The organism is Candidatus Firestonebacteria bacterium RIFOXYD2_FULL_39_29, from assembly GCA_001778375.1.
Classification (GTDB): domain Bacteria; phylum Oederibacteriota; class D2-FULL-39-29; order D2-FULL-39-29; family D2-FULL-39-29; genus D2-FULL-39-29.
In genome coordinates this window covers 11,757-37,978 of sequence record MFGV01000020.1, presented here as the reverse complement: position 1 = coordinate 37,978, position 26,222 = coordinate 11,757, and the positions used below count along the sequence as shown (strand labels likewise).

The window sequence follows — 26,222 nt, the reverse complement described above, 5'->3', positions numbered from 1 at the left end:
AGCGACGTTCCTCCTTATAATTTTGTTCTCGTAAAACTTATTATACAGGATACGTCGCTGTTTTACTTCATACACATCTTTTGATTATAACTCTTACCAGACCCATATTATTCGTTCCTTCTTCAAATAATCTGCCCAATGTGCTTATTAGTGTTTGTGTCGTATATTCTTCCTTAGGTACACCTCTAAACCCCATAAACTGAGCTATTCTTTGGTTTAAAATAGGCTCTAAGAATGTCCTGTCCCCGGTTATTCCATAAACAAAATCAAGAAAACTGTCAAGAGTATCATAATGCTGCGGGCAATTAATCGGCGCTTGTTCTAAAAGATAGGCTGTTTTAATAAGAGACCTGGTAACATCTTTATCACCTGTTAAATTTACATAAGCAATTAACGGACTATGCGCATCATACGTAAAAAAATATCCCCCCGGAGCTCCGCCGTCCCTATATCCTGAAATATCAGGTCTTCCTTCAACACTTACAGGAATTATGCCTTCCTGATAGGATATTCCAATACCTGCATCCAAAAGATCTTCCAGTGCTTTAGCAAAGGGTTTAACAAACCACATATACTTTGGATCACCGGTCGTTTCCCACATAAGATACGCAGGCCAGTTCATTGCACCAGCTTTACAGCTCATATTTAATTTTGTCTTATCCAAAATAGCCGATCTTCCCCAGGCAGCTTTATTAAGCCACTCCATTGACAAAGTGATGCCGTCCCATACGACTCTATCCCCGGTGATCCAGTAGTCAAATATCATATCAGCTATCGGCGCCTGTCTTGGCTCGCCTCCGCCTCTCCAATGAACCTGATTATGTCTTGTAAATTCACCAAGCAGCGCACCTTCATTTTGTCCGCCTATATGCTCAAAATCAAAATCTACTTTATGTTTAAGAAAGTTTGCAGTAAAATCAATATACTTTCTTTGTTTAGTCAAAAATGCATGAATTAAAAATGCCGTACCGTAATGATTCCCGCTGCTCCATCCTATCCCCCCCGCAAAATAATGAGGGAGCTTATCCCCGTCAGGCTTTTTTGCAGAGGCGTTCAAATCACCGCTGTCAACAAAACCATACCAACGGTTTTTATCCTGTGTAAAACTCGCCCAGTCAAAAACAACACTTGCCGCATTTTTTATCTTCTGAAATTCAGGATCTGCTTCATATGCAGAGAATATACCCAGCACCGAGGTGTCGGCAAAATGCGCGGGATCAGTAAAAATCACCGGCATTTTATCAAGGGCTTTGCCTAAAAGATTAATAGAAGTACTTTCCTTTTTACCAATATTAAAATCATACATAACAGTATGAGTTTTTTGAATACCCCGGGCATCATTGCTGCCGCCTCCGTCATAATCGTCAGAAAGAGTGCTCACATAGTACGACGCAGCCCCTTTTGTACCAGGGCGCATAGCCGAAACCTCAGCAGAAACCTTACCTGTCCTGTATCTGAAATCCAAAAAGGCACCTTCTTCAGGGCCAAACACCGAAGTTTTTAAAACAGTGGTTCCTTTATTATTTTGCGCAACACTAAAAGTAGAGGGGTAATTTTTCCACAAATTTTCAACCGCCACGGCAACATTCCCGGCCTTAACCCAACCGTCAGACCTCCCGTCTTTTTGTGTTTTGCGGTCTAAAATATATGTTTGATCATCTCTCTGGCAAAAGCCGGTGCCTTCAAGCGGTTTCCCGCCTTCAATGCCAAAAGTACATTTTGATATATCACCGGAGAGGGACAGATCAAAGCCATAACTTTTTATATAATCTCTGACAGTGAATCCCGCATAAATTAAAGAATGCCTTATTTTAACTAAAGATGAATTATTATAGGCCGTTAAATATATCCTGACCGGATGTGAGACTGTACTGGTATTGTATTTTCCGTCAATCTGCACGGTAACTTGAATTTGATTTTTCTCAACTATGGATATTGTATCCACTGCAAAATCCGACTTTAAAATTTCCACGGAAGGTTCACTTTCGGTTAAAGGTATATTCATTCTGGCATAAGTAGACATTGATTCAGGAGCTTTAACACCTGAGACAGAATAGTCAAGAAAACATCTGAGACCTTTACCCTTGGGAGTAATTCCGGTGCCGTTAGAAATAATATCCGACAAAAATTCAGATTTTTTTGTTAAATTGAAAGAGATAACACCGGTTGAAACTGAAATACTCCCTTTGTCTTCCGTTATTTTAAGATCACTCTTCAAAACAGGCTTAACACTTGTTCCATAAGTTAAAACATAATTGCTCTGCCCGTTTTCCGGAAGGTCAGCCATAAATTCAAGAAGCAGCCACTTTACTTCTCCTTCAGGCCAAAAAGCTGTCGGTTTTCCGCTAACAGGAATTATACTCTTCCCGTCAGCAGTTTTTAAATTAATATTTTCAGCGTTTTTGAGTTCCCCTCTTTCAATCGGTACCGCAAATCTTACCGGCCAATTTTTTCTTGCACCTCCTATATTCCCGCCATCAACAGTCATCAAAAGATCTTTTGAAACAACCGGGGCATGCCGCTCAATTACCGGTATTTTTAATTTGTTTATATCCGGGATTATTCCTACCGGCGGTGTTCCTGCCAAAACAGTAAGCTTAGTTATCAACAAAAACAATATACAAGTTCTTATCATGGAATTTCTCCTGGTTATCTTTTTTAAAAAGCGATTTCACTGATTACAAAACTATCGGATTCCGCTGATACAAGATATTGTTCTAATAAACTAAAATCCGAAAACCTCCATCTGTATTTTTATACTTTTCTATACATTAAGACAATACACATTAATTAGTATATCAAATATTAGATTTTTGTCAATCGACTAAACAGGGTTATTATTCTACTTATTGGTATTTTTTATAGACTATTTGGTCTAATTTATCTTTAATCTTCTAAACGGTACTCGTTAGGCAAAATTCCGGTTTTCTTTTTAAACAACCTTCCAAAATATGTCATATTGGAACATCCTACTTTAAGAGCAGCTTCTCGTACATTATATTTGTAATTTTTCAGTAAAAGTTTTGCTCTATTCACTCTTAATTCATTCAGATACTCAATAATACACATTCCTGTTTCCAGTTTAAAAATAATCTGCAAGTATTTAGGGCTGATCTTTACTTCTTGCGCTATGCTTTTTATATAATGTGTTTTTCCTAAATTATTTTCCAGGTATGCCATGGTTTTTTCAACTATTTTATGATGCAGTTTAAACCTCTTTAATTTTTTTAATTTATCATTTAAAATCTTTATACCTTTTTGCGGTTCCTGCTCGCCTTTTAGAACTTTAACTATCTCCTTTTGTGTGATCAAACTAAACAACCTATAGTTTTTTATTTTATTATACGGGTTAACACACGATCTTGCGATTTTACCAGCCTCGGCGTAATATGGTTTTTTCTTGAGAATGACTTCATCCGCCCAAAAACTTATTCTTGAAGGGAAGGGCCATCCTCCTCTCGCTTCTATTTCTTTTGCTATTTCATTACCGGTAACATATTTTACAAAATTAACAGCAGCTTCCTGATTTTTAATATTTTTAGGGATAATATATGCAGCCCCGGCAATTACTGCATACCCCATTTCCCCTTTAGACATTTTAGGAAAAGGAGCAAACCATATTTTATCTTTAAAAATAGAGTTTGAATCATAAAGTTCTTTTATAAGTTCCGGATATGTAAACCCGAAAATCAAACTTCCATTTGTCATTTTTTCTCTTATTCCTTTATTGTACAAGTTCCAGATATCTTCACTTGTTAATTTATATTTTAAAACAAGATCTCTTAGAAGTTCTAAAGCCTCTAATATCCTGATGTCCTCCAGAAGAGTATTACCCTTTAAATCGTAAATATCAGCACCATTGCTCCAAACAAGCTCTAAAAACAGTTCAACCAGGGAAATCCCGTCACCAAAGGGAAATGAAACTCCGGTTAAATCCGGATTATTCTCTTTTTTAAGAATTAATTTCGAGGTACTGATTACACTGTCCCAATCAGCCGGAACAGGTAAACTGTATTTTTCAAGTAAATCTTTGCGATACAGCAGACACCTGCAATTAAAATCATCAGGAATCCCATATAATTTCCCGTCAATTGAACAAGCATCCAAAGCTTCTCTGGAGAAGAGTTCCTTATCTATACAGGTATCTAAACTTAATAATAACCCGTCAACCGCCATATTATTAACTGTAGAATACGGCACGTAGGAAACAGCTGAAGTAATATTTTCTGATCTAGCAATAGTCACTTCCGGGTATTTTTCTTTAAATCCCGATAATATTTTACTTAGTATTCCTTCTTCAAAAGGTATATTAACCTCTAATCCTTTTCCGGTATTGGCATTAACTAACTGTTTATCATTGTTTTTAAAATTCCCCGATATTTTCATGCCACTTTCATTTATTTCCACCAGTTTAACGTCTGAATCACCGGCAATACCTTTTGACTTTAGTATCACAAGAGTTTTGATTATCTTATTTTCTTTTTGTATCTGTTTCATTTTAATTATACAATCGGCCATTTCCGGCATCATCGTAGATTCTCGACGAGGGTCACCGGATTCTTTACTTAATGTTGTTGTAATAACTGTTGTTACATTATATTCTCTTAATATTTTTACCATTTCAGGGAGATATTCAGCATATCTATCTTTCCTGCTTAGCACAGGAAGATTATCTATAAACACTCTGAAAATATGAGAAGTTGACAGCAGCTTTTTAAGCAGCTTGCTTAAATTTTTAATATTTTTCAAATCTGAAGGGATCAGAGAAAGCCGGTGGTTTTTAATATATTTTGTAAAATCTACTTTTGAAAAGTTAAAATACTGAAGTGCTCTAGATGGGTCTTCCATAAAAGAAATATAGATACAACTTTCATCTGACTTTAGGCCTTCTAAAATAAACTGTAAACCTAATACAGTTTTTCCGGCTCCGGGATCACCCTCAACCAATACAATATTACCATTAAAAACACCGCCACGGAACATTTTATCCAGTCCGGGAATTCCCGATTTTATTCTCTTTAATAGCGGATAAATCCGCTTTTTAGACCGCAATAATTTTATATCTTTACCTGCTTTTACATTCAAGAGGAATATTTGCTCCTATTTGATCAAATACTTTTTATTTTTTCTCATTATAGGCAGTAATGCCGTTGCAAGACCTTTTGCCGAAACCAATCTGACCTCTGCATTTCCAATTTTACCTTTTTTCATAATACCTTTTTCTAAGAGCATCGGTTCTATTTTCGTAAAATCCCTGGGTGTTCCCCACTGATGCAAATACATCTCTTTGTTAACTGCCTTTCCATTAACTATTATCTTAGCTTTAACCCTATCTTTCTGCATATGATACTTGCAGCCGGCTAACTCTTCCAAGGTATGCAAAAAAGTACAGCTCCTTAAGTCAGCACCCAAAAATAAAATATATCCGTTCTGTTCCGCGAGTCTCCAGTAAGGTGTGTTTTTCCCGCAAGGCGTAGGTGAATTCTCATGATCTTTAATATAATAATCTGAAAGCTTACCTATAACAGCAATTGAATGAGAAGGGTGTAAACTCCTTTTTGCTTCCACCCTCAGCCTGAAAGTTTCCGGTATTTTCCCTGTCCAGCATGGAGTATTGATCGGATCAAAAACAGGCGGATCATCTTTACTCATCTTAACAGTACCTGTAATAGTCGGGACAAATACCGTTCCTTGTTCAGGGGCATTTACTGTTTCAAGCAATGCGTCTATAACTTTCTCAACTCCGCCTTCGACATATCCCAATTTACTTAATGAGCTATGAACTAAAACACTGTCACCTTTTTTTAAACCAACTCTTTTAAGTTCATCAATTATTATATTCTTTGTTACATATACTTTTTGCCTGTAATATTCTGCCGTATTTTTTACGCTTTTATTTTTGCTCTTTGCAGCCTTTTCTATAACACCCATAGCTTTATGCGCTGCTTTTAAAGCAATCACTTCCAAGGCTGCAACAGCTACAGATGTATCTTTATCGCCGACAGCTTCCGTCAAAGCTTTAATGTTCTCATCCTGCCATACACTCTTCAATGCTTTTACGGTACACCAACGGACATAGGAATCCTTGTCTTTTAAAAGGGGTCTTATGTATATAGCTTTTTCGCTGTCACCAATTCTATCCAGCGCATATATGGCTTCCGCACGCAGCTCGGGATCTTTATTTTTTAATATTTTGATCAATTCCGGTACAGCCTTTTTAAGCCGCAGCCTTCTGGATGCTTTTATTGCTTCTAATTTTGTTGTTTTAGAATTATCGCTGATGCATTTTACTATTACAGCTTCAGCTTCAAAAGCCTCTGATTTAGAAAGAACTTCTATTGCCATATTTCTTACTTCTTCAGATTGATCTTTGACTGCTTTTATAATATAAGGTATTAATGTTTTGTCACCAATCCTCAGTGTTGAATATGGATCTGCTAATCTATTTAAGCAGTACAAGGTTTGAACTTTACCCCAGGCTACTTTACATCTTTTAAGATTTTCCACCAACGCATCAGTTGCCCCAATACCAAGAGCATGAAAAATGTCTTTTGCCATCTGGTTTAATCTCCAGTCGGTAGTGGAAAGAGCATCCATAAATATAGGTATAATTTCTTTTTCAGGCATTTTTAGAGCTAATCTGACGACCCCCCACCTGATACCGGGTGTGATCAACATACCAGGGAAAGAAAGAGCAAACTTAATGGATTCCGGTCCAACATTCAACATTTCCTTTTTAATATTATTAAAAACTTCATCCGGTGTTTTTTCTTGTATTCTTATCATCATTTGTTTTATATCATCAATGCTCATAATCAGTCCTCCAATTTTAATATATTCTTCGCATTACCGGAACAAATACTTGCTATAACTTTATCAGAAAGTTTCATTTTTTCCAGACAATCCAGCAAACCATTTCCGGGTGTATATCTTCTGGCAGGGTCCAAATCAACACAAAAATCAGTACCAAAAGTTATTCTGTTTGGTCCCACTAATTCTATCAACGCTTTTATTTGCTCTGCATTACCGCTCATAATTTCTATTGAAACATTTGAATATTCTTTAACAGTAACAATTCCTCTGTACCAGTCACGACCTGCGGCACAGTGAGCTATAATTATCCTTGCTCTGGGAAATTTATAAGCTATATGCGCAACACCTTCACAATGAAAAACATCACCGGAATGGAACATTAATGGAACATCAAGATCAATTGCTTTCTGTATAACGGGAAGGATCTCACGGCCATCTGTCTGCCAATGATGAATATACTGAACTAACTCTCCCACCATTTTAAAACCATATTTTTTTACCCCGATCTCAATAGCTTGAAGCGCGCCTTCTTTATCATGAGGATTAACCATTGATTGGAGTATAAATTTTTCAGGAAAAGGCCCCAACAACTTTGCCAGTCTGTGAACTGCAGCAACATTTCCCATTTTGACTAAAACCGGGTTACCGCCTGTTGAGGCAACACATAGTCTGGTTTTATGGCGGCATCCCTTATATATATTTTTAAACGCATCTTTATCAACTTTTTCCGTCTTTAAGTCCATAAACCACGGTTCGACATGACAGTGAGTATCAATAATTTCTATATCCATTTAGACCTCCAAATTTTCGAATTTAAAAGATTATAGCAAATTCAGACAGCGAATAAAACAACAGATATTTTATTTCAAACAACCGGATAAATAGTACCATTGGAAAGACATTGAAACTTAAGTATTTATTGATATTTTGTTAATTATTCTTTATAATATACAAACAGTATTAAAATTTTGCTCAATTAAATTGGAGGAATTATCATGCAGGATTTTTATATCAAAAAAGTATCATTATTAAGGAAATCTAAAGGCAAAATAGCACTTTCTTGTATATGCAGGACTGAATTGTCAAAAAAAGATGAATATTCTGCAGGAACAATACAATTGATCTTCTACAAAAATGATATTTTCAGGATAAAGTACTCTCAAAATAGCGGGAATAAGTTACTAAAGAACATACTTTGCTGCGAAGAGGATCTTGAGAAGCAAATTGAACACAAAATGAAGATCAATAATTCTAAAAACACTATTGATATCCGCTGCGGAAATTTAAAAGTATTGATCAATAAAGACAGGTTTAAAATATCGATATTTGACAGGGAAAGCAATCTGGTCTATCAACAAAATAATTCAGACGTTGATAATCAAAACTTTGTAATACCCCCGATGGGTTTCACAAAAGATAATGATGAAATCGTAAAAACAAGGGAAACATTTCAACTAAATCCAGGGGAATGTATTTACGGGCTGGGGGAAAAGTTTATGCCAATAAATAAATCCGGGAAAAAACTCATATCCTGGGCACTCGATCCTATGGGAAACACATCTACCGATACAACATACAAAAATATTCCATTTTTTATCTCCACTCAAGGATATGGAATATTTATAAACACAGGAAATAAAATTAATTATGATTTTGGCGCGACTTCTTCCATAACTTCTTCATTTGAGGTCGAGTCAAAATATCTTGATTACTTTTTTATTTACGGACCAACTTTTAAAAATATTCTTTTCAAATACACCGGAATAACCGGAAGATCACCGATCCCGCCAAAATGGTCCTTTGGTATCTGGATGTCAAGATGCATGTACGAGACCAGAAAACAGGCGGAAGAAATAGTTATGAAGATGAAAGAATTAAAACTTCCGTTTGATGTTATCCACTTAGATCCGCTTTGGCTTAAAAAAAGAAAATATTTGACAGATTCCTTCTGCGAATTCGAATGGGACGAAGAAGCCTTCCCGGATCCAAAAGGTTTTATAAAATGGCTGCATAGCAAAGGCATAAAAATATCTCTCTGGGAAAATCCTTACATTCATAAAGACCTGGATTCATACAAAGAAGGTTTGAAGAAAAAATACTTTCCTACGTCGACCTCGTTTGGAAAAAACTACAAACCGGCTATGGTAGAAACTCCAAATATCAAATATGTTCCGGAACCCTATAAAAAACTCACGCTAATTGACTTTACAAATCCGGAAGCTGTTAAATGGTATAAAGAAAAACATATGGCAATACTTAAAATGGGCGCTGATGTATTTAAGCCTGACTACGGTGAATGGGCCCCTGTAAAAGCCAAGTATTTCAACGGTATGGACGGGAAAGAAATGCATAATCTTTACCCTCTACTATATTGTAAAACAGTATTTGAGGCTACAAAAGAACATAACAGCAAAGGTATAATCTGGGCACGCTCCGGTTATGCCGGAATTCAAAAATATCCGCTTCAGTGGGGCGGAGACGCTCAGACAAAATTCTCTTCCATGTCCCAGCAAATAAGGGCCGGTTTAAGCTATGGATTATCAGGGGTTCCTTTTTGGAGCTCCGACATCGGCGGGTTTGTAGGCAGTACAACAAAAGAGCTCTATATTCGATGGCTTCAATTCGGAATGTTTTGTTCAAATCCAAGATACCATGGAACAACACCGAGAGAACCCTGGCATTTTGATGACGAAACTGTAAAAATATTCAGAAAATACGCTCATTTAAGATACAAATTGCTTCCTTATATTTATTCATATGCTTATGAATCCAGCAAAACCGGCTTGCCTATGATGCGACCGCTGGTTTTAGAGTATCAGGATGACCCGAATGTTTATAATCTTGATCTGGAGTATTTATTCGGCAGAGAATTACTTGTGGCCCCGATATTTAACGAATCAAACCGTAGAACAATATATTTACCTGAAGGCAATTGGATAGATTTCTGGAGCAAGAAAGAATACAAAGGAGAGTCTAATATAAACTATTACGCGCCTTTATCAATTATCCCCATTTTCATCAAAGAAGACTCAATAATTGTTTCAGGAGATGAAAAAGAATTTATTAAGGACGAACGGGAAAATAATCTAACTCTGGATATTTATTGCGCAAAAAAAGCCATATTTACATTCAAAGACGACTATGAAACTATTAATTTCACGGCAACACGTTCAAAAAAACATGTAATTCTTACTTCTAACCAGATTTCGGCAAAGAATTATACTGTAAACTTTAACGGAATTAAATCCGGAAAAGGTTTAAAATTAAACGGAAGGACAATCAAAACGGAAAAGTTAAATAATATCATTTCAGCAAATTTTTCAGTTTCAGGTAAATTCAAGTTACAATTGAGCTGTTAAACGTAAAACAATCCATCCGGACTGTGCCGCAGTCTCATTTTCTATTTGTGACGTACCACAATAGGTTGTAGTTGCTCGATTAATCGAGCTTGCGCCTGATTAATCAACTTACGATACAACACATTCTACACCGGTAAATTGTCAAGCATCACAAATATTAAAGGGCAATACCCGATTGCAAAAGTACAACCGGGTATTGCCCTCTTAATTTCCAACTTGCGAATATTCTAGCCTTTCATCAATCTTATTTTCACCTGATTTGTTTTATCTATATCCTTTATATCCACACTCTTTTCTGTATATCCTTTTTTCTTTACCGTGACTACATATCCTCCCACTTCAGTTGTTTTTTTAGGAATAAGAATTTTCACTGTAAGAACCGCCTTCAGTGTTCCTTTTTCAATAGGAACGTCATACATAACTTCTCTTTCAGCTGTAATATCTTTTAAAAGGGTCATCCCCGGCCCACCGCCTGTTAATAATTTAGAGGTTGTATTTTCACCCGGCGTTGTATCTCTAAATACTTCTTTTTTATCTTTATCCGTAATTATAACTTCTGCATCTTCCAAAGGCTTACCATCCTGACCAACAACTACTATTTCCACCAGTTTTTGGAATCTTATTTCAGAAGTAAACTTATCTCCATTTGCGCCGGGAACATTAATACTATCAATTGAAGCTCCTTCTTTAAAAACATTATCCATAAGAAACGTAGCCGTGTTATTCGCGTACGGGTTCTCCCCTTTAATGGTAGAATATGTATCATAAACACCTTCTTTCATAAAAGTGTTCTTTGAAAACTTAGGGAATGCTCCGGAATCTCCGTAATTATCAGAAAGAAGAACGTTTGTCCAGGTGCTTATTGCTACATTATTTACGAAGGATAGGTTTGGTGATTCATTTCCGCAGACAACACACATATTCCCCGCTTTTGCCGTTGCATCTCGGCCCCTGGCTATTAAAAGATTCTCATGGAATATAGCCCTGGGTTTTCCATCACCGACTACTTCTCCCTTTTTGTCCTTGGGTATAGGAAGTCCTATCCAAATATTTCTGGTTTGCCCCGTAACGCCAAATTTACCGCGCTCATGAGTAGAGCAATATCCGACGATAACATTATTATATGCATCAATATTATCCCCGCCCCAGGTGCTTCGTATTCCGGCGCTGCCTGCCCAGCCATATTCATCCCCGGCTCTGGTACATTCGACTTCAATATAATTATCAAATATTTTAATCCCTTCTTTATACATTCCAAAAGCACCAACCCCTACAGGATGCTGCCCATGACCAAATATCTTGTTATTAGAAACTACGACAGGCTTACCGGCCCTTGCATTTCCGCCGATACCAAATGAATTTGTACAATAGCTGTCAACATAAACTTCGCAATAAATTGCGGCAGTAGACCCTATTAACCCCTGATGTCTTGTGGATTTAACCAGGACATGATCATAACTTCCATAACCATTTCCATCTACTGTACTTATTGCCTGATGCCGGTTTGTAACTTTATTTCCTTTATCTTCAAAGACAGAATGATGAACATAATTATCCCCCGCCCAATGGAAGACAAAACCTGAAATATCACCCCCGTCCCATATTATTTCCATTCCGGACACATCAACAGGAGATTCGTACGAATACAAAGGATTTACTCCCATTCCGTATATATTCCCGCCGTTATTACCTTTTCCTTGTTTAATTACTCCGTTCCTTATAGTCTTTTTCTTTTTTCCCAGCGATTTAATTCCAAAAGGAGCATTTTCACCGTCTATAACGGAGGACGCTTTATCATCTTTAAATGCCGCTTTTTCTTCATTATAAATAACCGTATGACCGTCCAATTCCAATGTGACTCCTGCTTTCATCACGAAAGCGCAATACGGCACCGTAATATTTTTTGTTAATATGTATACAGCATTTTCCTTGTCCAAAACATACGGAGGACCTTGCACATCATCAGGAATTCTTATTGCACCGGTAACTTTAACAGTATCAAAAGTTTTATCAGCACTTTTTAATTCCTTACTGTCAGTGCCTATTGAGATCATCCTATAATGATACGTTTTACCGGGTTTTAATCCTGTAATTCTATGAAATTGCGACCAATATGGTCTCGTACTTAATGGAGAAATTTCTGTAAGTTTCGTTTTTTGTCCGTAGCCGGTTGATTCTCCATATTCAACATAACTGTTCGACGGATTTTCAGTCTGCCAGTAAATCACAGCTGAGGTCTCAGACGCGTAAACCCATTCTTCTATCATTTTGCCGCATGGAGTTTTCGAACCATTGATTAAATTATCAGCCCAGACTTTTTTCTCTTTTGCCCATGCTTCTATATTTGGCACAGTAATACTGCCGGAAGATTTATTTTCTTCAGCATTGAAATTCCCCTGGGACAAAAACACAGCAACTACCCAGGCAATTACAGCTACTTTACTTTTCATATACTTTCCTCCTGTTTAGACAGCATATCAATATATTCTCTAATAAATTATCATTTAATAACTATTTCTTTTTTATCAGAATACTCCAGCTTACAGCGCACTATTCTGTGGGCATACATATCAGAGATAAACAAATAGTCTTTATACACCGCTATTCCTGAAGGCCTTGCTACCGGAATTTCCGGATCAATTATTATATTCGTTCCTGCAAGTTTTTTATCTCCGCCGCCCCCTTTGCAGTCCTCATTACCATATTTACCGACCCGGGCAATTAAATTCCCCTCAGTATCCACAGCTTTTATATTATATATATATGTATCCGGAACCCATACCCTCTGGTCATCATCTATAAAAATCTGACCGCCGGGGCATTCACCCCCGCAACCTTCCGGAGAAAGCCCTGACACTCCTTTATGCGTCCATAATTGCTTTGGACCGTTTTCACTATCCATTGATCCGCCGGCAGGCGCAAATTTCAAAAGCCTCTGCAGTATGCTGAACCTTCTATTAAAATGTTTGACCGGATCAAGTTTTTGTTCTTCCTCTGCAATATAATAAGGAGGCCAGCCATTTGTACCGGCACGGGCCGCGCCTGAAGTCTGAGCTCCATGCCACATAGTTCCGTCCATAGCATAAATATTTCCGTCTCTATCAACGGCCACATCATTAATAGCCTGTAAATTTACAACTCCTTTTTTCTTTAAATTGCCGTTGGAATCATAAACATCCACCCTCGTAATATTAAAATTATCCCCCTTCGGCCCCATGCGTCCCGCTCCGCTTTGTACGGCTGCAACAGGCTTCCAATGAGTAGGAAGCACACCCAGGTAAATATCCCCATTTTTTGTGACTCTAACACCCTTTATCTCATGCACATCATCTTCTATATCAATTTGATCCTTATTTCCAAATTTAGCCCTGGAACCGTCCGGATTAAATTTCCAGAGAAAATCTGCAACCGGGGCCTGCCCTTTATGAACAGTCATATAAAAATTACCCTGTAAATCAACTGCGGAATAACCCTGCCCTAAACTATATCCCCACGGAAAATTAATAGTTTTAAAACTTTTGCCCTCAATATCAGTTGTAACATACGGTCCAGATGTAGTGGAGGCGTTTTTAACATAAATCTTTCCTTTATTATCTATTAAAAGAAAATGAGGAAACACTAATACTTCTTTCCTGCCGCAATCAAGTAATGGTTTAGGAATTACAGGCTTATTAAAATCTCTGGGCTTTTCCGACTTACTTAAATATTTTCCTGTTTTATCATAGACTTTTACGGTGTTTCCATCGGCAATAAGCAGATTACCGTTTTTATCCACAACAATATCATCCGGACCAGTAAAAAGCGATTCATTATCCCCTGTCTGATCAACCTCTCCTATATAACATCTTGAAGATCCAAGTTTTTTATTGCCTGAAGAAGTAAAGTCATTTATAGGGCTCATATCTTTTGCCTTAAAATGTCCGACAGCATGATGTATTGAATCCGCAAGATAAAAATCCCCGTTATTTCCGGCAGCTAAACGCCATTTGTCTTTCGCAAAAATTCTTTCTTTACCAAGCGCCTTATGCCACGGAGGACCCCAGATACTTATTTTTGTATGGGGAAAACCATTCGGATCCATACTAAAAATACAAATATATGCGGCAGGTTCTGTAGTAACTCCTATCATATAACCATCAGTTGTAACTATTGCATTACTGTATCTTGTAGCAAAATAATAATTAGCACTCTGGTTGATTGAGCTGGGTATTGCATTCCCATCCCAATCTTCCGCACCTTCTGTTTTCATTAATCCTTCAATAATTTCTTTTGGTTTATTAAGACTATAAGGCCACAAACTCCTTAATAGTTTGCCATCTGCGCTAAAAACCCTGGTTACATCCTGATGAGCGCTACTTGCCTCGGTCACATAATATTCATTATCAGGCGCCTGTATAATTTTACTTCTCGAATCAAACGCATCAGGGTTGTAACTTATAAATTTATCAAATTTTGGATTTAAACCAGCTCCAATAAATACTTTACAGTCTTCTGCTTTGACTATTTTCCCGTCATCATCCTTCCCGTCCCATAGGACATTTTGATTCATATTCTTATCAGAAAAAGGTTTTGGAGAATTCTTTGCCCCAACAATACCGCTCACCAAATGCCTTACAACATTCCCGCCTTTATCAACAATTCTGATAGTTACATCAACAGGTTTAGAAATAGCAAATGAAATATTATATCCTGTACCTGTTGCAGCTTTACTCACTTTTGGTTCGCCAACTATTTTCACAATCGTTTTGTCAGCAGCAAATCCTATATTTGAGCACAAAAAGACAAAAAACAAAAACATCTTTAGTATCTTCATCATTTCTAAAACCTCCTTAGCATTATTTTACTTAATAAGTTGAATTATGTTATCACATTTATTGATTTTTTACAGTAAATTATTGTTTTATTTAGTAGAATATACGGTTTTGTAGAGTATTATATCATTTAGTGGAGGATATATTTATTTTATCAATGCGATTTTACTTATTTTCCTGCTTCCATCCGGAGCTATTACCACATACAGATAAACTCCTCTGGATACTGTCTCACTGCTCTCATTCTTCCCGTCCCAATCTATCCAGCCAAGGTTTCCTTCATCTGCTTCTTTTATTTCTCTTACCTTTTCTCCCGCTATGTTATATATAGTAGCCGTGCAGTCTATCGGCAGGTTTATTATCTTTAGTTTGCCGTCTGCTCCGGCGTTTGGTCTGTACGGATTCGGATATGCTATCACATTATTCAAATTACTGCTTACATACGTTCCAAGCACTCTATAAGTACTGAAATGATTTACTTGCGCGGTTATCTTTCCGCCGCTTATTATCTGCTTGCCGGGGACTATTATGTATTTACCAGATGACTCATCATAATAGAACAACCTCAGACTGTTTTCATCCACATCTCCTATCTCTTCTTGTTTATACGGTACGGAGATTTTTACCGGAGTACTGAATGTCATCCCTGTTAACTGCCACGGGCTTGTTGTTTTATTTAACTCTCCAAAATCTCGGCTTATCGGCTTTACAGTTTCCTTATACCTGTATCCTACACCTGCTATTCTTGGATGGTCTGTAACACTGAATCCTATCTGCCTGTTCCCGCTAAATGCTCCCGCAGGTATCTCTACGCTTGTTCCGTCTGTATTTGTTATTATTGTTCCGCTGGTTCCGTCTGCTGCTATCGCTGCATATACTTTTATCTTTACTTTTCCGGTTATCCCGTCTATCTCCTTATCTGTAACCTCTATCTCCTGCTCTCCCAATGTCTTTAAGTTTGAAAACACCTGTTTTATTCCTGAATCTGTTCCGGCAAATGTATAATCCGGTAACGCTGCGGCATTAGCATCCTTCACATTAAACCCAACCTTATTCAAATATCCCGTGACAAGAACACTGTTTACTCCTTCTTCTCTTACTGCTCTTACTGTGACTGCTATGTTTTCTCCTGCTACCATTTCCGTCTGTGACAACACTTCAAGTTTTGTCACCGTACACAACTTTATATCCTTGCTATACAAGCTTATATTATTCAGATTATCAGTGTATCTTACTGATATTGTTTTCAATTCGTCTGTATTTGTTACTGTAAGTATTTTTGTTCCTGTTACATAACTTTCCAATACGCTCCAGCTTCCTATTCCTTCCTTAAACTGCATCTGATTCACTCCGCTATAATGATCTGTTGCACTTAAGTTTAATGTTACAATGGTACTCTTTGTATATATTGCTCCGCTATTTATATCTATACTTCCAACAGGTCCTGTTGTATCTAATGTTATTGTTCCCGATATGATCTCACTCCAGTTCCCTGCGTTATCTTTATACCTTACGTTTACCGTTTTTACTCCATCTCCACCTGTTATATTCCAACTCTTGGTCACGGCGTAAGCTTCAGGCGTTGACCAGGAGCCTGTTTCATTCATAAACTGCATCTCGCTTACTCCGCTATCCGCATCCTCTGCATATACCGCTAAAGCCACAGTTGTATTATTTGTATATGAATCCCCATTATTTATTACTATACTGCAATTAGTCGGCCCGGTTGTATCAAGTACTATCATATTCGTCACACTACTGCTTGTCCAGTTCCCTAACGCATCAGAGAACTTGGCGTAAACTGTCGCTGTTCCTGTCCCGGTTGCCAGCGTCCATGTTGATGTCGCTGCATACGCATACGTTACCCATGTAGTTCCGGTATTGCTGAACTGCATTTCTGCCCCGGCTCCCATCCCTGCATTGGCATCCGTTGCTGACAGTGTTAGTGTTACATTTGTGCTTCCTGTGAAGCCTGCACCTCCGTTTATTACTACAGTGCAGTTAGTCGGCGCTGTTAAGTCCGTTCCTTGAACTATTCCCGAGGCTGAGCTTCCAACTATAGTATTCCCTGCAAGATCTGTCACATTTGAGACGGTTGTTGTAAACGTTGCATCCGCGGTTAAACTTAAATTCCCTATTGTCACCATATTTCCCGAATAAGTAATTGTCGCTGAGGACAAATTCTTATTCCCAGTTCCTGTCGGAGACTGAATTGTATAATTGGCTTTATTTGTCACTGTTGACAGGGTCACATCCTCGCTAAACGTTACTTTTACTTGCGATACATTTGCTGTAACAGTCAATACTGTCGGCACGGTTGCATCTACCAGTGCAACATACGTCGTATTTGTATTTGTTAAACTTGTGCCGCCTGTAGTTGTTACTTTTAAATTATATGTTCCTCCCGCGATACCTACAGGAACAACTGTATTCTGTATCAATCCGTCATTTACCACATTATATGTCGTTATCGTTACCGTGCTTGTTCCGACCAACTGTACCGATGTTACGCTGTTTGACCCTGTTCCTCCCATATATCCGCTTCCGGAGATATTAAGCGTATTTGATACGTGTCTATACCCGCTTGCTGGAGTTATGCTTGCGACTGTTGGGACAGGTACATACGTATTAACTGTATATGTAACGCCTTCACTATCTCCTCCTCCGGTTATTGCTACTACGTTATATGTACCGGCTGCTAATATATTTGGAATAATAACTCCTGTAATAGCTGTATCTCCTGCTACTGTGTATGCAGTAGTTATAGTCGTTGTTCCAACCTTTAATGTTCTCACATCACTGCTCGTTGTTCCGCCAAAGAATCCTGTTCCGGCTATTGAGATGGTCTTTGTTTCTCCCGCCACACAACTATTTGGTGTAATTGAGGTTAAAACAGGAACAGATGTCGTTATAGTTACTTTCACCCCACCTGTAGACGTACCTTTTGAGGTAGTTACCAAAACATCATAACTTCCTGCTTTTATTTTTGTCGGAATAACAACATTCACTATACTTGTATCAGTTGTTACTGTGTATCCTGACAATACAGTACTTCCTGTATCATTTAATTTTATACTTGTTACATTATTGCTTGCTGTTCCGCCAAAGAAGTTCTTTCCGGTTATTTGTATTGTTCCGCCTGTTATATTTGATACGCCGACAGGAGCTAAACTTATTACTTGAGGGAAGCTGTTGGTCATTGTGATAGTTACATTTGTTCCGGGTATGTTCTTTGCATCCGCAGAGGTTATTACTACTCCTCCTTCCGCTTTACTGTACGTCTGTGTAAAACTTGCCAGTCCATCTGTTAATCTTACAGAGGTTATACCTATTGTGCCTGTCCCTGTTTTTATTCCAAGAGCCACTGTAGTTGAACTTTTCACTACATTCCCGCTGCTGTCTTTTGCGGTTATTGTCATCGGGAATCCGTTTGTATCCCCGGTTGCAGGCGCAGTTACAGTATACGTTGTAATTAAGTTCGTTGTTGTTACTATTGTTGTACCAATTATTGCCCCGCAATTTGCAGTTACTGTAGTTAAACCGGCTGTGCCGGGAGTTGTCAGTAATACTCCAAATTTACCATCTGTGTCGCTTACACAACTGTTCGTAATTAAGGTTCCGCCCGTTGAGCCAATACTTATTACTTTGTTGTATACTCCTTTACCGTCTATATCTTTTATTATACCTTGTATTATAACGGCATATCCGGCGATGCTTCCGTTTGGTATCGCCGTCAGATCTATACTGTTTGCTGTTTTGGTAAATGACATTAACGGGCTTAAACTTGATTTCCCTGCGCCTGTTACCTTTAGCATTATATCTTCAGCTGCTGTATATGTCACATTTGTTAAACTTACACTGCTGTCTATATTATTTATTATAGTCGCTATTGTTAAGTTCAACGTACCGCTGCCCATAACAGTTACATTTGAAGCAGAGACCGCGCTTATTGTCACGGTTACCGGACTTGTTATAATTGGAGAAAACCCGTTCGAATCCAACGCTTTAATTTTAAGAGCAAATCCCTGATTTACAACCGCACTCTCAGGAGTTTCTATTCCAAAACTTTCAACGGATGCAGAGGCTGTCGGGATCCCTGAATTAGCCGACAAACTATAATCACTATTTGTCGCAACTACAACATAACTCATCGTCTGGCTCGAAGTGGAAAACAGATTGCAGCTTAACTCACCATTATCATTTGTAGCACCGCTAATCAAAGATAAACTTCCTCCTCCGGTGCTTGAAAGACTAAAAGCTACACTTGCCCCTATAAAAGGCACTCCTCCTGATGTTATTTTTGCTGTTACTTTGACTGAACTTGAAGGTTTAATACTCGAAGGATCTGAACTTAGCTCTAATAAATACGGATTAGTTGAAATACCATTTACTATTACTGATACAGGAGTACATCCGGTTGCAGAGGCCGTTATTGTATTATTTCCTAAAACAGGATAAAAATTAAGTTTACTTAATCCGGCTCCTATCAAATCAACCTTACCATATGTATTTGCAGCAATTGTTAATGCAGTTGTGGTAACAACAGTACTGCTATAATATTGAAACGCACCTCCGGTTGCTTTTATTGTTATTGCCATCCCTGAAACACCCACAGCTTCTCCATTACCATTAACGATTTGAACAGATATATTATTAATTACAGGAAGAGAATATACTAAAGAGGCACCTAAATAGAACATGTTTGCAGGAACTGTCAGCTTTAGTTTTCCGCCGGTTACATTATCAATCCCTTTAATCGTCAGATTTTTAGTCGCAGCCCCTGAGCTAATAGTTATAACATTGTCTCCGACTGTTGCAGTATTGCTAAACATTGTCTTAATATTACCTAAAATATCTGTAGCCCCTGAATTTAAAGTAAAATTTCCTGTTCCTATCGGTAAACTAAATGAAACATCCGCTCCTTTTACAGGATACCCGTTAGCGTCCTTTATTTGAGCTTTTATTTCGGATCCTCCGGAATTTGTCAAAATTATCACCGGTGTTGCCGTTGCCTCTATAGCCGAAACATCCACTACTTTTATTGTAGTTTGACCTGAAACTCCCGAAGCAGCTGCGTTTATAACCGAGTCACCCGCGGTATTTCCCGCAGTAAAAACAGCTGCAGCCTCTCCTTTACTGTCTGTAGTTCCTGCAGAACTTACTGAACCTACTCCGGATGTTTTTGAAAAAGAAATTCCCATTCCGGCTACTGTAAATACCGACCCATCTGTCCTATATACTTTTGCTCTCACGCCTCCAGTACCGCCCTTTGCTACAGGTGAATCTCCATTAACAGCAATGCTCCCTGCTTTTATGCCTTGTATTGTAATCAAACTCGAACATGAGCCAGTATAGACAGTACCATAAATATTAACACTTATATTATCAGCACGTACCCTTACAATATTATCTATTTCATTTGTGCTTATTGTTAAATTAGTTGTTACATCTCCGTTAGAATCTGATATAGCAGAAATAGAACTTAGACTTCCACCGCCTGATATAACATCAAAGTTTACTAATTGTCCGGAACATGCAAAGAAACTATAATGCAAAGAAGCATTTATTTGCTTCGCCAACCCTGTCAAGCCCTGATTAGAAGTCATATTAGAATAGAACAGAAAAATATTATTAAAATATCTTATCGTCACATCCGAAGTCAATCCGCTGCAACTTATCCTAACAACATTATCTATTGAGCTGTTTATACTGTTAAATTGTAATTTTAAGACACCTTGAGCATCAGTATCCGCCGGAGTTACGGGGGTAAATGTCGCAGTTCCTGTTAATATACTTGTTCCCACTGAAGCAAATGGAACGCCATCTCCGTTACTGTTTTTTATGGTTATTATTAAAGACCCGCTTCCCGAACAAATTATTGGATTTGCCGGACTTATAACGATCTGAGACGGTGTCATTCCTTCAATTACCGACTGGATTTGCACGCTTCCGGAACTCATAGTCACTGTACATATACCATCTCCAACTGTAAATGCAGCTACAGCCCTGCCGTTTATATCCGTTGTTACTTTTGTTGACCCTAATGTTCCTTTATTTGCACTGAGAGTCAAAATTGATCCATTCAACGGATTACTATACGCATCTTTTAAAATTGCCAGTATATTTACTGTTTTACTTTTTATTACTTTGGTAATATCAACAGATCCTATTTTAAATACAGCATTAATTGTTGAGACAGTAGTATTGCTTATTATATTTATACTTGGGCTATACCCTGCGACGCCATTACTATCAACTGCTTTTATTTGAATAGCTTCCACCCGGGTATAATTCTCGTTTGTTATACTTGTTGTCCCGTTCACTATATTTGCAGTGACTATCGCTAAAGTTCCTCTTCCATTAATATCCGTATATCCGCTCAAAACTGATGACAGACTTAAACCTTTATTAATTGAATTTATCAGGTTGTTGCATTTATCCATCGCGCTTATTGTTAACGTGAAATTCTCTCCTGCTTTAGCCCCGGCAACTGAACTGTCCACTTTGTAATGATCCAGATCTCCCGCAACTGTCGTTATATTAATATCTTTTGTTATACTTGACCCCGCAGCCTGTCCTCTTATCGTATTAATCTGACTAACATTACTTCCCAAATACTGCATTACAAATTGACCATTCGCATCCGTCATCACTTTATTCGCAGATAAACTTCCACCTCCGGTTACTAAACTTAAATCAACTTCTACCCCGCTTACCGGATTCAAACCGGAATCTTTTGCTTCTATCGTTACATTTGTCAGTTCACCTGTTTTCAATATACCGGCAGAAGTTGTAAGATTTAATGAACTTATATCGTTTGTCTTTACATATACAGTCCCCTTATCCAGAGATCCCGAAGACAATTCAACTACATTTATTATGTTGTCCGTTACAGTCAGTACGGTTGTTGCAACTCCATTTACATCAGTAGCGGCTGTGATATTACTCAGATTTCCATTCCCTTGAAGTTTGCTGAAAGTTACAATCGTTCCCGATGTTTTTACTGTATTTTCATAAACATCCAATATTGCACCTGATATCGTTATATTATCCCCAATTGTTGCTACCGGCTTACTTAATTCTCCCGTTACTTTCCATTTATTGCTTTCATTTGCCTTTACATTTATTAAACTGCTTACGCCCGTCTTTCCTCCTGCATCCAGCACTTTTATTTTTACTTGTTCAGCCTTGTTATATATTCCCTTAGTTAATCCAACACCATCTTTAAATAAACTCGCTGAATCATTCCATAACGAATCCGTAGCAGGCGAATTATCCGCTTTTAATGCAGTTAAAGTTAATTTCTTATCAGTAATTGTTACCGGCAGTATCATTGTTTCCCCGACATTACTATATGCCGTTATTTTCATAATAAAATTTTCACCTGCAATAATTTCGGCAGGAGCTTCAACTTTATAATGATCCGGATATGCCGATATTAAATTCATAGTGATCGGAGTCACTCCGGAAGCAGAAGCGGATATACTATTTAAACCTTCCGTAATGCCGGTAGTAAGGATATCTTGTATATTCAATACCCCGCTATAAAGAGTAACATTACGCTGCGAACTGTTATCGCTAAAGACTCCTCCGCCATTTAATACTTTAAGAGTAAGATTCGTATAGGAGGTTATCTGAACAATTTTACCGGCAGCATCTAAAGCACTTATTGTTATATTATTTTTATCCCCGGGGAACACTACCGGACATTCAAATACACCCTTCAAACTTGATATTGTTGTTCCGGTATTAGCCAGAGTTTTAAAACTCGAAGCATCAGTGAAATTACCGCCTTGAAGCGCAACAGGTTGGTACCTGAAACTATTAATTTTACCGTCGCCGCTTCTGGAAAGTATTCTTGTATTATATTGTGTATTCGGCTGTAATCCGGTTATAGTCACAGTATGAGTTGTTACCAGCGCGGAATCCTCAGGTAATAGTATCGAATTATTAAATGTAAAGGCGGTACTGCCGTCAAAGGCGATCTTTGAAAGTTCCACCTGTGTTGTAGCAGAAATATCAGTTGTCCATGTTATAACAGCGCTGCTGCTGGTAATATTTGACCTTGCAATATTAGTAAAGACCGGTGAACCTGTCGTCACATCATATTCTTTTGAAAAACTGCTTTCAACTTCAGTTCTTCCTACAGTAACAAGCCTGTACTTATATGTTATACCCTGAGAAGTAGTTGTATCAGTCCATGTAAATGCGTATGCCTGATTACCCGGGTTTATAAACTGATTTATCATCGACCAATCATTTAACCCTGCTATACTGCGATAAATTCGAAACACCGCATTAGCACTGCTATAAGGATCTCCGGGAACACTTCCATAATAAAAATCAGCAGGACCGTCAAGTGAACCCCAGTAATACCTCGCATTACCGCTTATAACAATACCGGCAGGAGTATAGGCGGAATATATCATTGTAGGAGAATACGCAGGAACTCTTCTGACGCTTACAGTTTTTCCTAATTCCGGAGAAAATCCGTTAACAAGAACATTCACAATACAGTTACTTCCGCTGTCCAGATCGCAATAACCTTCGTATAGAGTCCCGCTCCCGTCCAAAGAAACGGTATTTCCTATAACAAAATTGCTGCCGCCTTGTTCTGTAATATACGGAACCTTTCCGTCTGTAACAAATATTTTCATATAGTATCTGCCTGTTCCCAGAGAAATGCTTGTAACTGTTACGCTTCCAGGATCTGCTATAATTCTAGGCACCTCATTAATAAAACTGTTATCTCTATACCACGTAATTATTGAAGTTGGCCTAGAGTTGTCTCCTATATAAATATCACTGCTTTTCACTGCCGTAACAGTACTGGTACCGGAAATAGCTGCTTTTACTTTACAAATATTAACCCCGTCTCCTCTATCTATTTTGCTTATTATTTCATTATTAGAAAGATATGAGCTTGCCACAGGCATAAGAAACTTAATCCGCAGATTATCAAAGCTTGAACTAAGATAGTTTGTTACTTGCGCTATATTTCCTTTCAATATTCCGTCATTCCCCGCGCTTCCGTCATCTCTTAATTTATACTGAACACTTATTTTTCCATACCGCCAATATGGATCTACCGGATAACCAACCACCTTATTGTTATTAACTTTTACAACCCTAAACCCGTTGAAAGGAGTACTGTAATACAACCTGTTGGTTTTATCTGTCTTTAAATATAAAGTCGGTGTAATTCCTGAAAGAGAAACACCGCTGCTCGGGGCTTCAACATCGTAACTTAAGGCGCAATTTACTCCATAACGGTCACATATTGCCGGCATTTGATTACTTCTGTCTTTTGAATAAAACACTGTTTTCATATTGGCACTCGCATTTAGTTCATTTCCCAGCCACTCCATCTGCTCATTTCCTATACTATTATTTGAATCTGTCGTGTCTATTCCGACATACTTGTGGGTTCCATAATTAAAACTATAATAACGCGGACCTAAATATTTTTCATAAACCTTATGGCTGTCTGAATTCCTATCCCCATAACATTGAATTTCTCCGGGAACTATAAATACGGGAATCTCCATACTATTTAAATCATTTATCAACTTTTCATATTCATAACTACTGCTGTTATTTGCAGTGTCACCGGTTATAACAACAAATTCGGGGTTAATCAAAGTAAACTGATCCATTAAAGTTCCAAAATTATTCAACGGTGAAGAGATATGTATATAATAATAATTACTTCTTATCTCTCTTACTACTTTAACTGAATTAACGGAAATATCAGAACCAATATTATTGGTTACTTCCAGATCATACAAACTCTCATTTGCACCGGCAGGTACCTGCGCTGTCAGCTTCCATAAACATGTTAAAGGATCATATACATTACTTATTACGGTTAAATTAGCGACTGTATTATATTTTCTTAGCTTTGCCAGCCAGCCGTTGACTGAAGGATCGCCCTTGCATTCTATGCTGAAATTCTCCCCGTCTTTAACTATAACAGGGGAACCTATTCTTGGTTTTTGAATTAGCGAAATACTTCCGGCAGCATTTGCTTCATATATATACAAATAACTGTTATCGCCGGCGGCTATTAATTGATTATCACCTATAATGACCGTCCCGAAACTTGTCTCCGGATTTGGGATTGATGCTTGCCAAATAACTTCACCGTTAGAATTTGCTGTATCTATTTTACAGCCATATAATTGAGATTCACCGCTAAAATATATTATATTTCCTGAAATAGCCGGATACCCGTGCCCATTTGCCGGAAATTTCCATTTTAAACTGCCGCTATTTGCGTCCAACGAGTAAAAAGAACCGCCCCCTCTAAAAAACACAATTCCATTACTAACTACCGGGGACCCGGAACCAACAACAGGAAATTTCCATAATTCCGAACCGTTTGAGGCATCCAGACAGTAGAAAAATGAATCTGAACCCGGACAATACAACTTTCCGTTTTCATAAGCAACTGAATTTACAAATTTTCCGTTTCCAGTCTTCCAAAAACTGTGTCCGGTCAGCATATCAGCTGCGTGAATTTCACCGGTATACTGAAAATACAAAACATTATTTCCGACACAAGGAATTGATTTTAAATCAGGAAAAGAAACTCCTTCCTTTAATGGATAATCCTGATTTGAATCCGAGCCAGGAATACGGGTCCAAATCTTATTTAAAGTACCGTCTTCATTAACTGTCAAGCCCCCGATAGAATAGCTCCCCGGATCTCCCGGCCAAAAACTGGCCATGCGGAACACGAAATTATTATAATAAGTATCACCGCTGCTGACCTGACTGGCATCAAAAGCTGCAGCATGGAACCTGTTCTGCCCGCTAAAAAGATCTACAGAATATATACCCGCATCACCTGACACGGCATAAGACAAATACTTTCCTCTGTATATTGCGGGATAATAATCCTGAGTTGCTATTACCGCATTTGTATACTGACCTGACCATAATATTTTCCCCGTTTTAATGTTAGCTGCTCCGACACAAGAAGCCCCTCCTCCGGATATTGTAAATCCAACCACATCATTATCATAAACAGGGTTTGTCGGACCATATGCCGGCATAACCTTCGCTCTGTATTTCAATGAAAAAGGCGGGGTTAAGGTATCAGAACTTCTTCCGCTGTGCGCCGCATCATGCATGGCAGTAGTCCAGTTGTCAGCGGTGAGAAGTGAAGAAAGTGAAAGAAGTGAGCAAAGTGAAGTTAAGTAAAAGAGCGAACGAAGTGAACTATGTAAACATTTTA

At 38.0% G+C, this 26,222-nt stretch carries 8 protein-coding genes; 1 reads left to right on the top strand and 7 read right to left on the bottom strand.

What is annotated here, in order from left to right; translation table 11 throughout:
* Positions 1 to 67: 67 nt before the first annotated feature.
* The 4 genes from A2536_01890 to A2536_01875 all read right to left on the bottom strand — a co-directional run bounded on the left by A2536_01890 (position 68) and on the right by A2536_01875 (position 7,604).
* The gene (locus A2536_01890) at positions 68 to 2,635 is read right to left on the bottom strand and encodes a hypothetical protein (protein ID OGF47572.1); all 2,568 of its coding nucleotides are present in this window, start codon (positions 2,633 to 2,635) and stop codon (positions 68 to 70) included.
* Positions 2,636 to 2,886: 251 nt separating this feature from the next.
* Positions 2,887 to 5,085 (bottom strand): hypothetical protein, encoded by a 2,199-nt coding sequence (locus A2536_01885; GenBank protein ID OGF47571.1) that lies wholly within the window; start codon positions 5,083 to 5,085, stop codon positions 2,887 to 2,889.
* A 15-nt stretch (positions 5,086 to 5,100) separates the two neighbouring features.
* A complete protein-coding gene (locus tag A2536_01880; protein OGF47573.1) occupies positions 5,101 to 5,838 on the bottom strand; it encodes a hypothetical protein in 738 nt (245 codons plus the stop codon).
* 977 nt (positions 5,839 to 6,815) lie between these two features.
* The gene (locus tag A2536_01875; GenBank protein ID OGF47570.1) at positions 6,816 to 7,604 is read right to left on the bottom strand and encodes a hypothetical protein; all 789 of its coding nucleotides are present in this window, start codon (positions 7,602 to 7,604) and stop codon (positions 6,816 to 6,818) included.
* Between the two features lie 204 nt (positions 7,605 to 7,808).
* Between A2536_01875 and A2536_01870 the strand changes: the two genes are divergently transcribed.
* Positions 7,809 to 10,172, top strand: a complete 2,364-nt coding sequence (locus A2536_01870; GenBank protein OGF47569.1) for a hypothetical protein — start codon at positions 7,809 to 7,811, stop codon at positions 10,170 to 10,172.
* 227 nt (positions 10,173 to 10,399) lie between these two features.
* On the opposite strand, the gene A2536_01865 is transcribed toward A2536_01870, so the two are convergent.
* From A2536_01865 to A2536_01855, 3 genes are all read right to left on the bottom strand, one after another.
* The gene (locus A2536_01865; GenBank protein ID OGF47568.1) at positions 10,400 to 12,622 is read right to left on the bottom strand and encodes a hypothetical protein; all 2,223 of its coding nucleotides are present in this window, start codon (positions 12,620 to 12,622) and stop codon (positions 10,400 to 10,402) included.
* 50 nt (positions 12,623 to 12,672) lie between these two features.
* On the bottom strand, positions 12,673 to 14,988 hold the full coding sequence (locus tag A2536_01860) for a hypothetical protein (GenBank protein OGF47567.1): 2,316 nt from the start codon (positions 14,986 to 14,988) through the stop codon (positions 12,673 to 12,675).
* 141 nt (positions 14,989 to 15,129) lie between these two features.
* The gene (locus tag A2536_01855) at positions 15,130 to 26,118 is read right to left on the bottom strand and encodes a hypothetical protein (GenBank protein ID OGF47566.1); all 10,989 of its coding nucleotides are present in this window, start codon (positions 26,116 to 26,118) and stop codon (positions 15,130 to 15,132) included.
* Positions 26,119 to 26,222 lie beyond the last annotated feature (104 nt).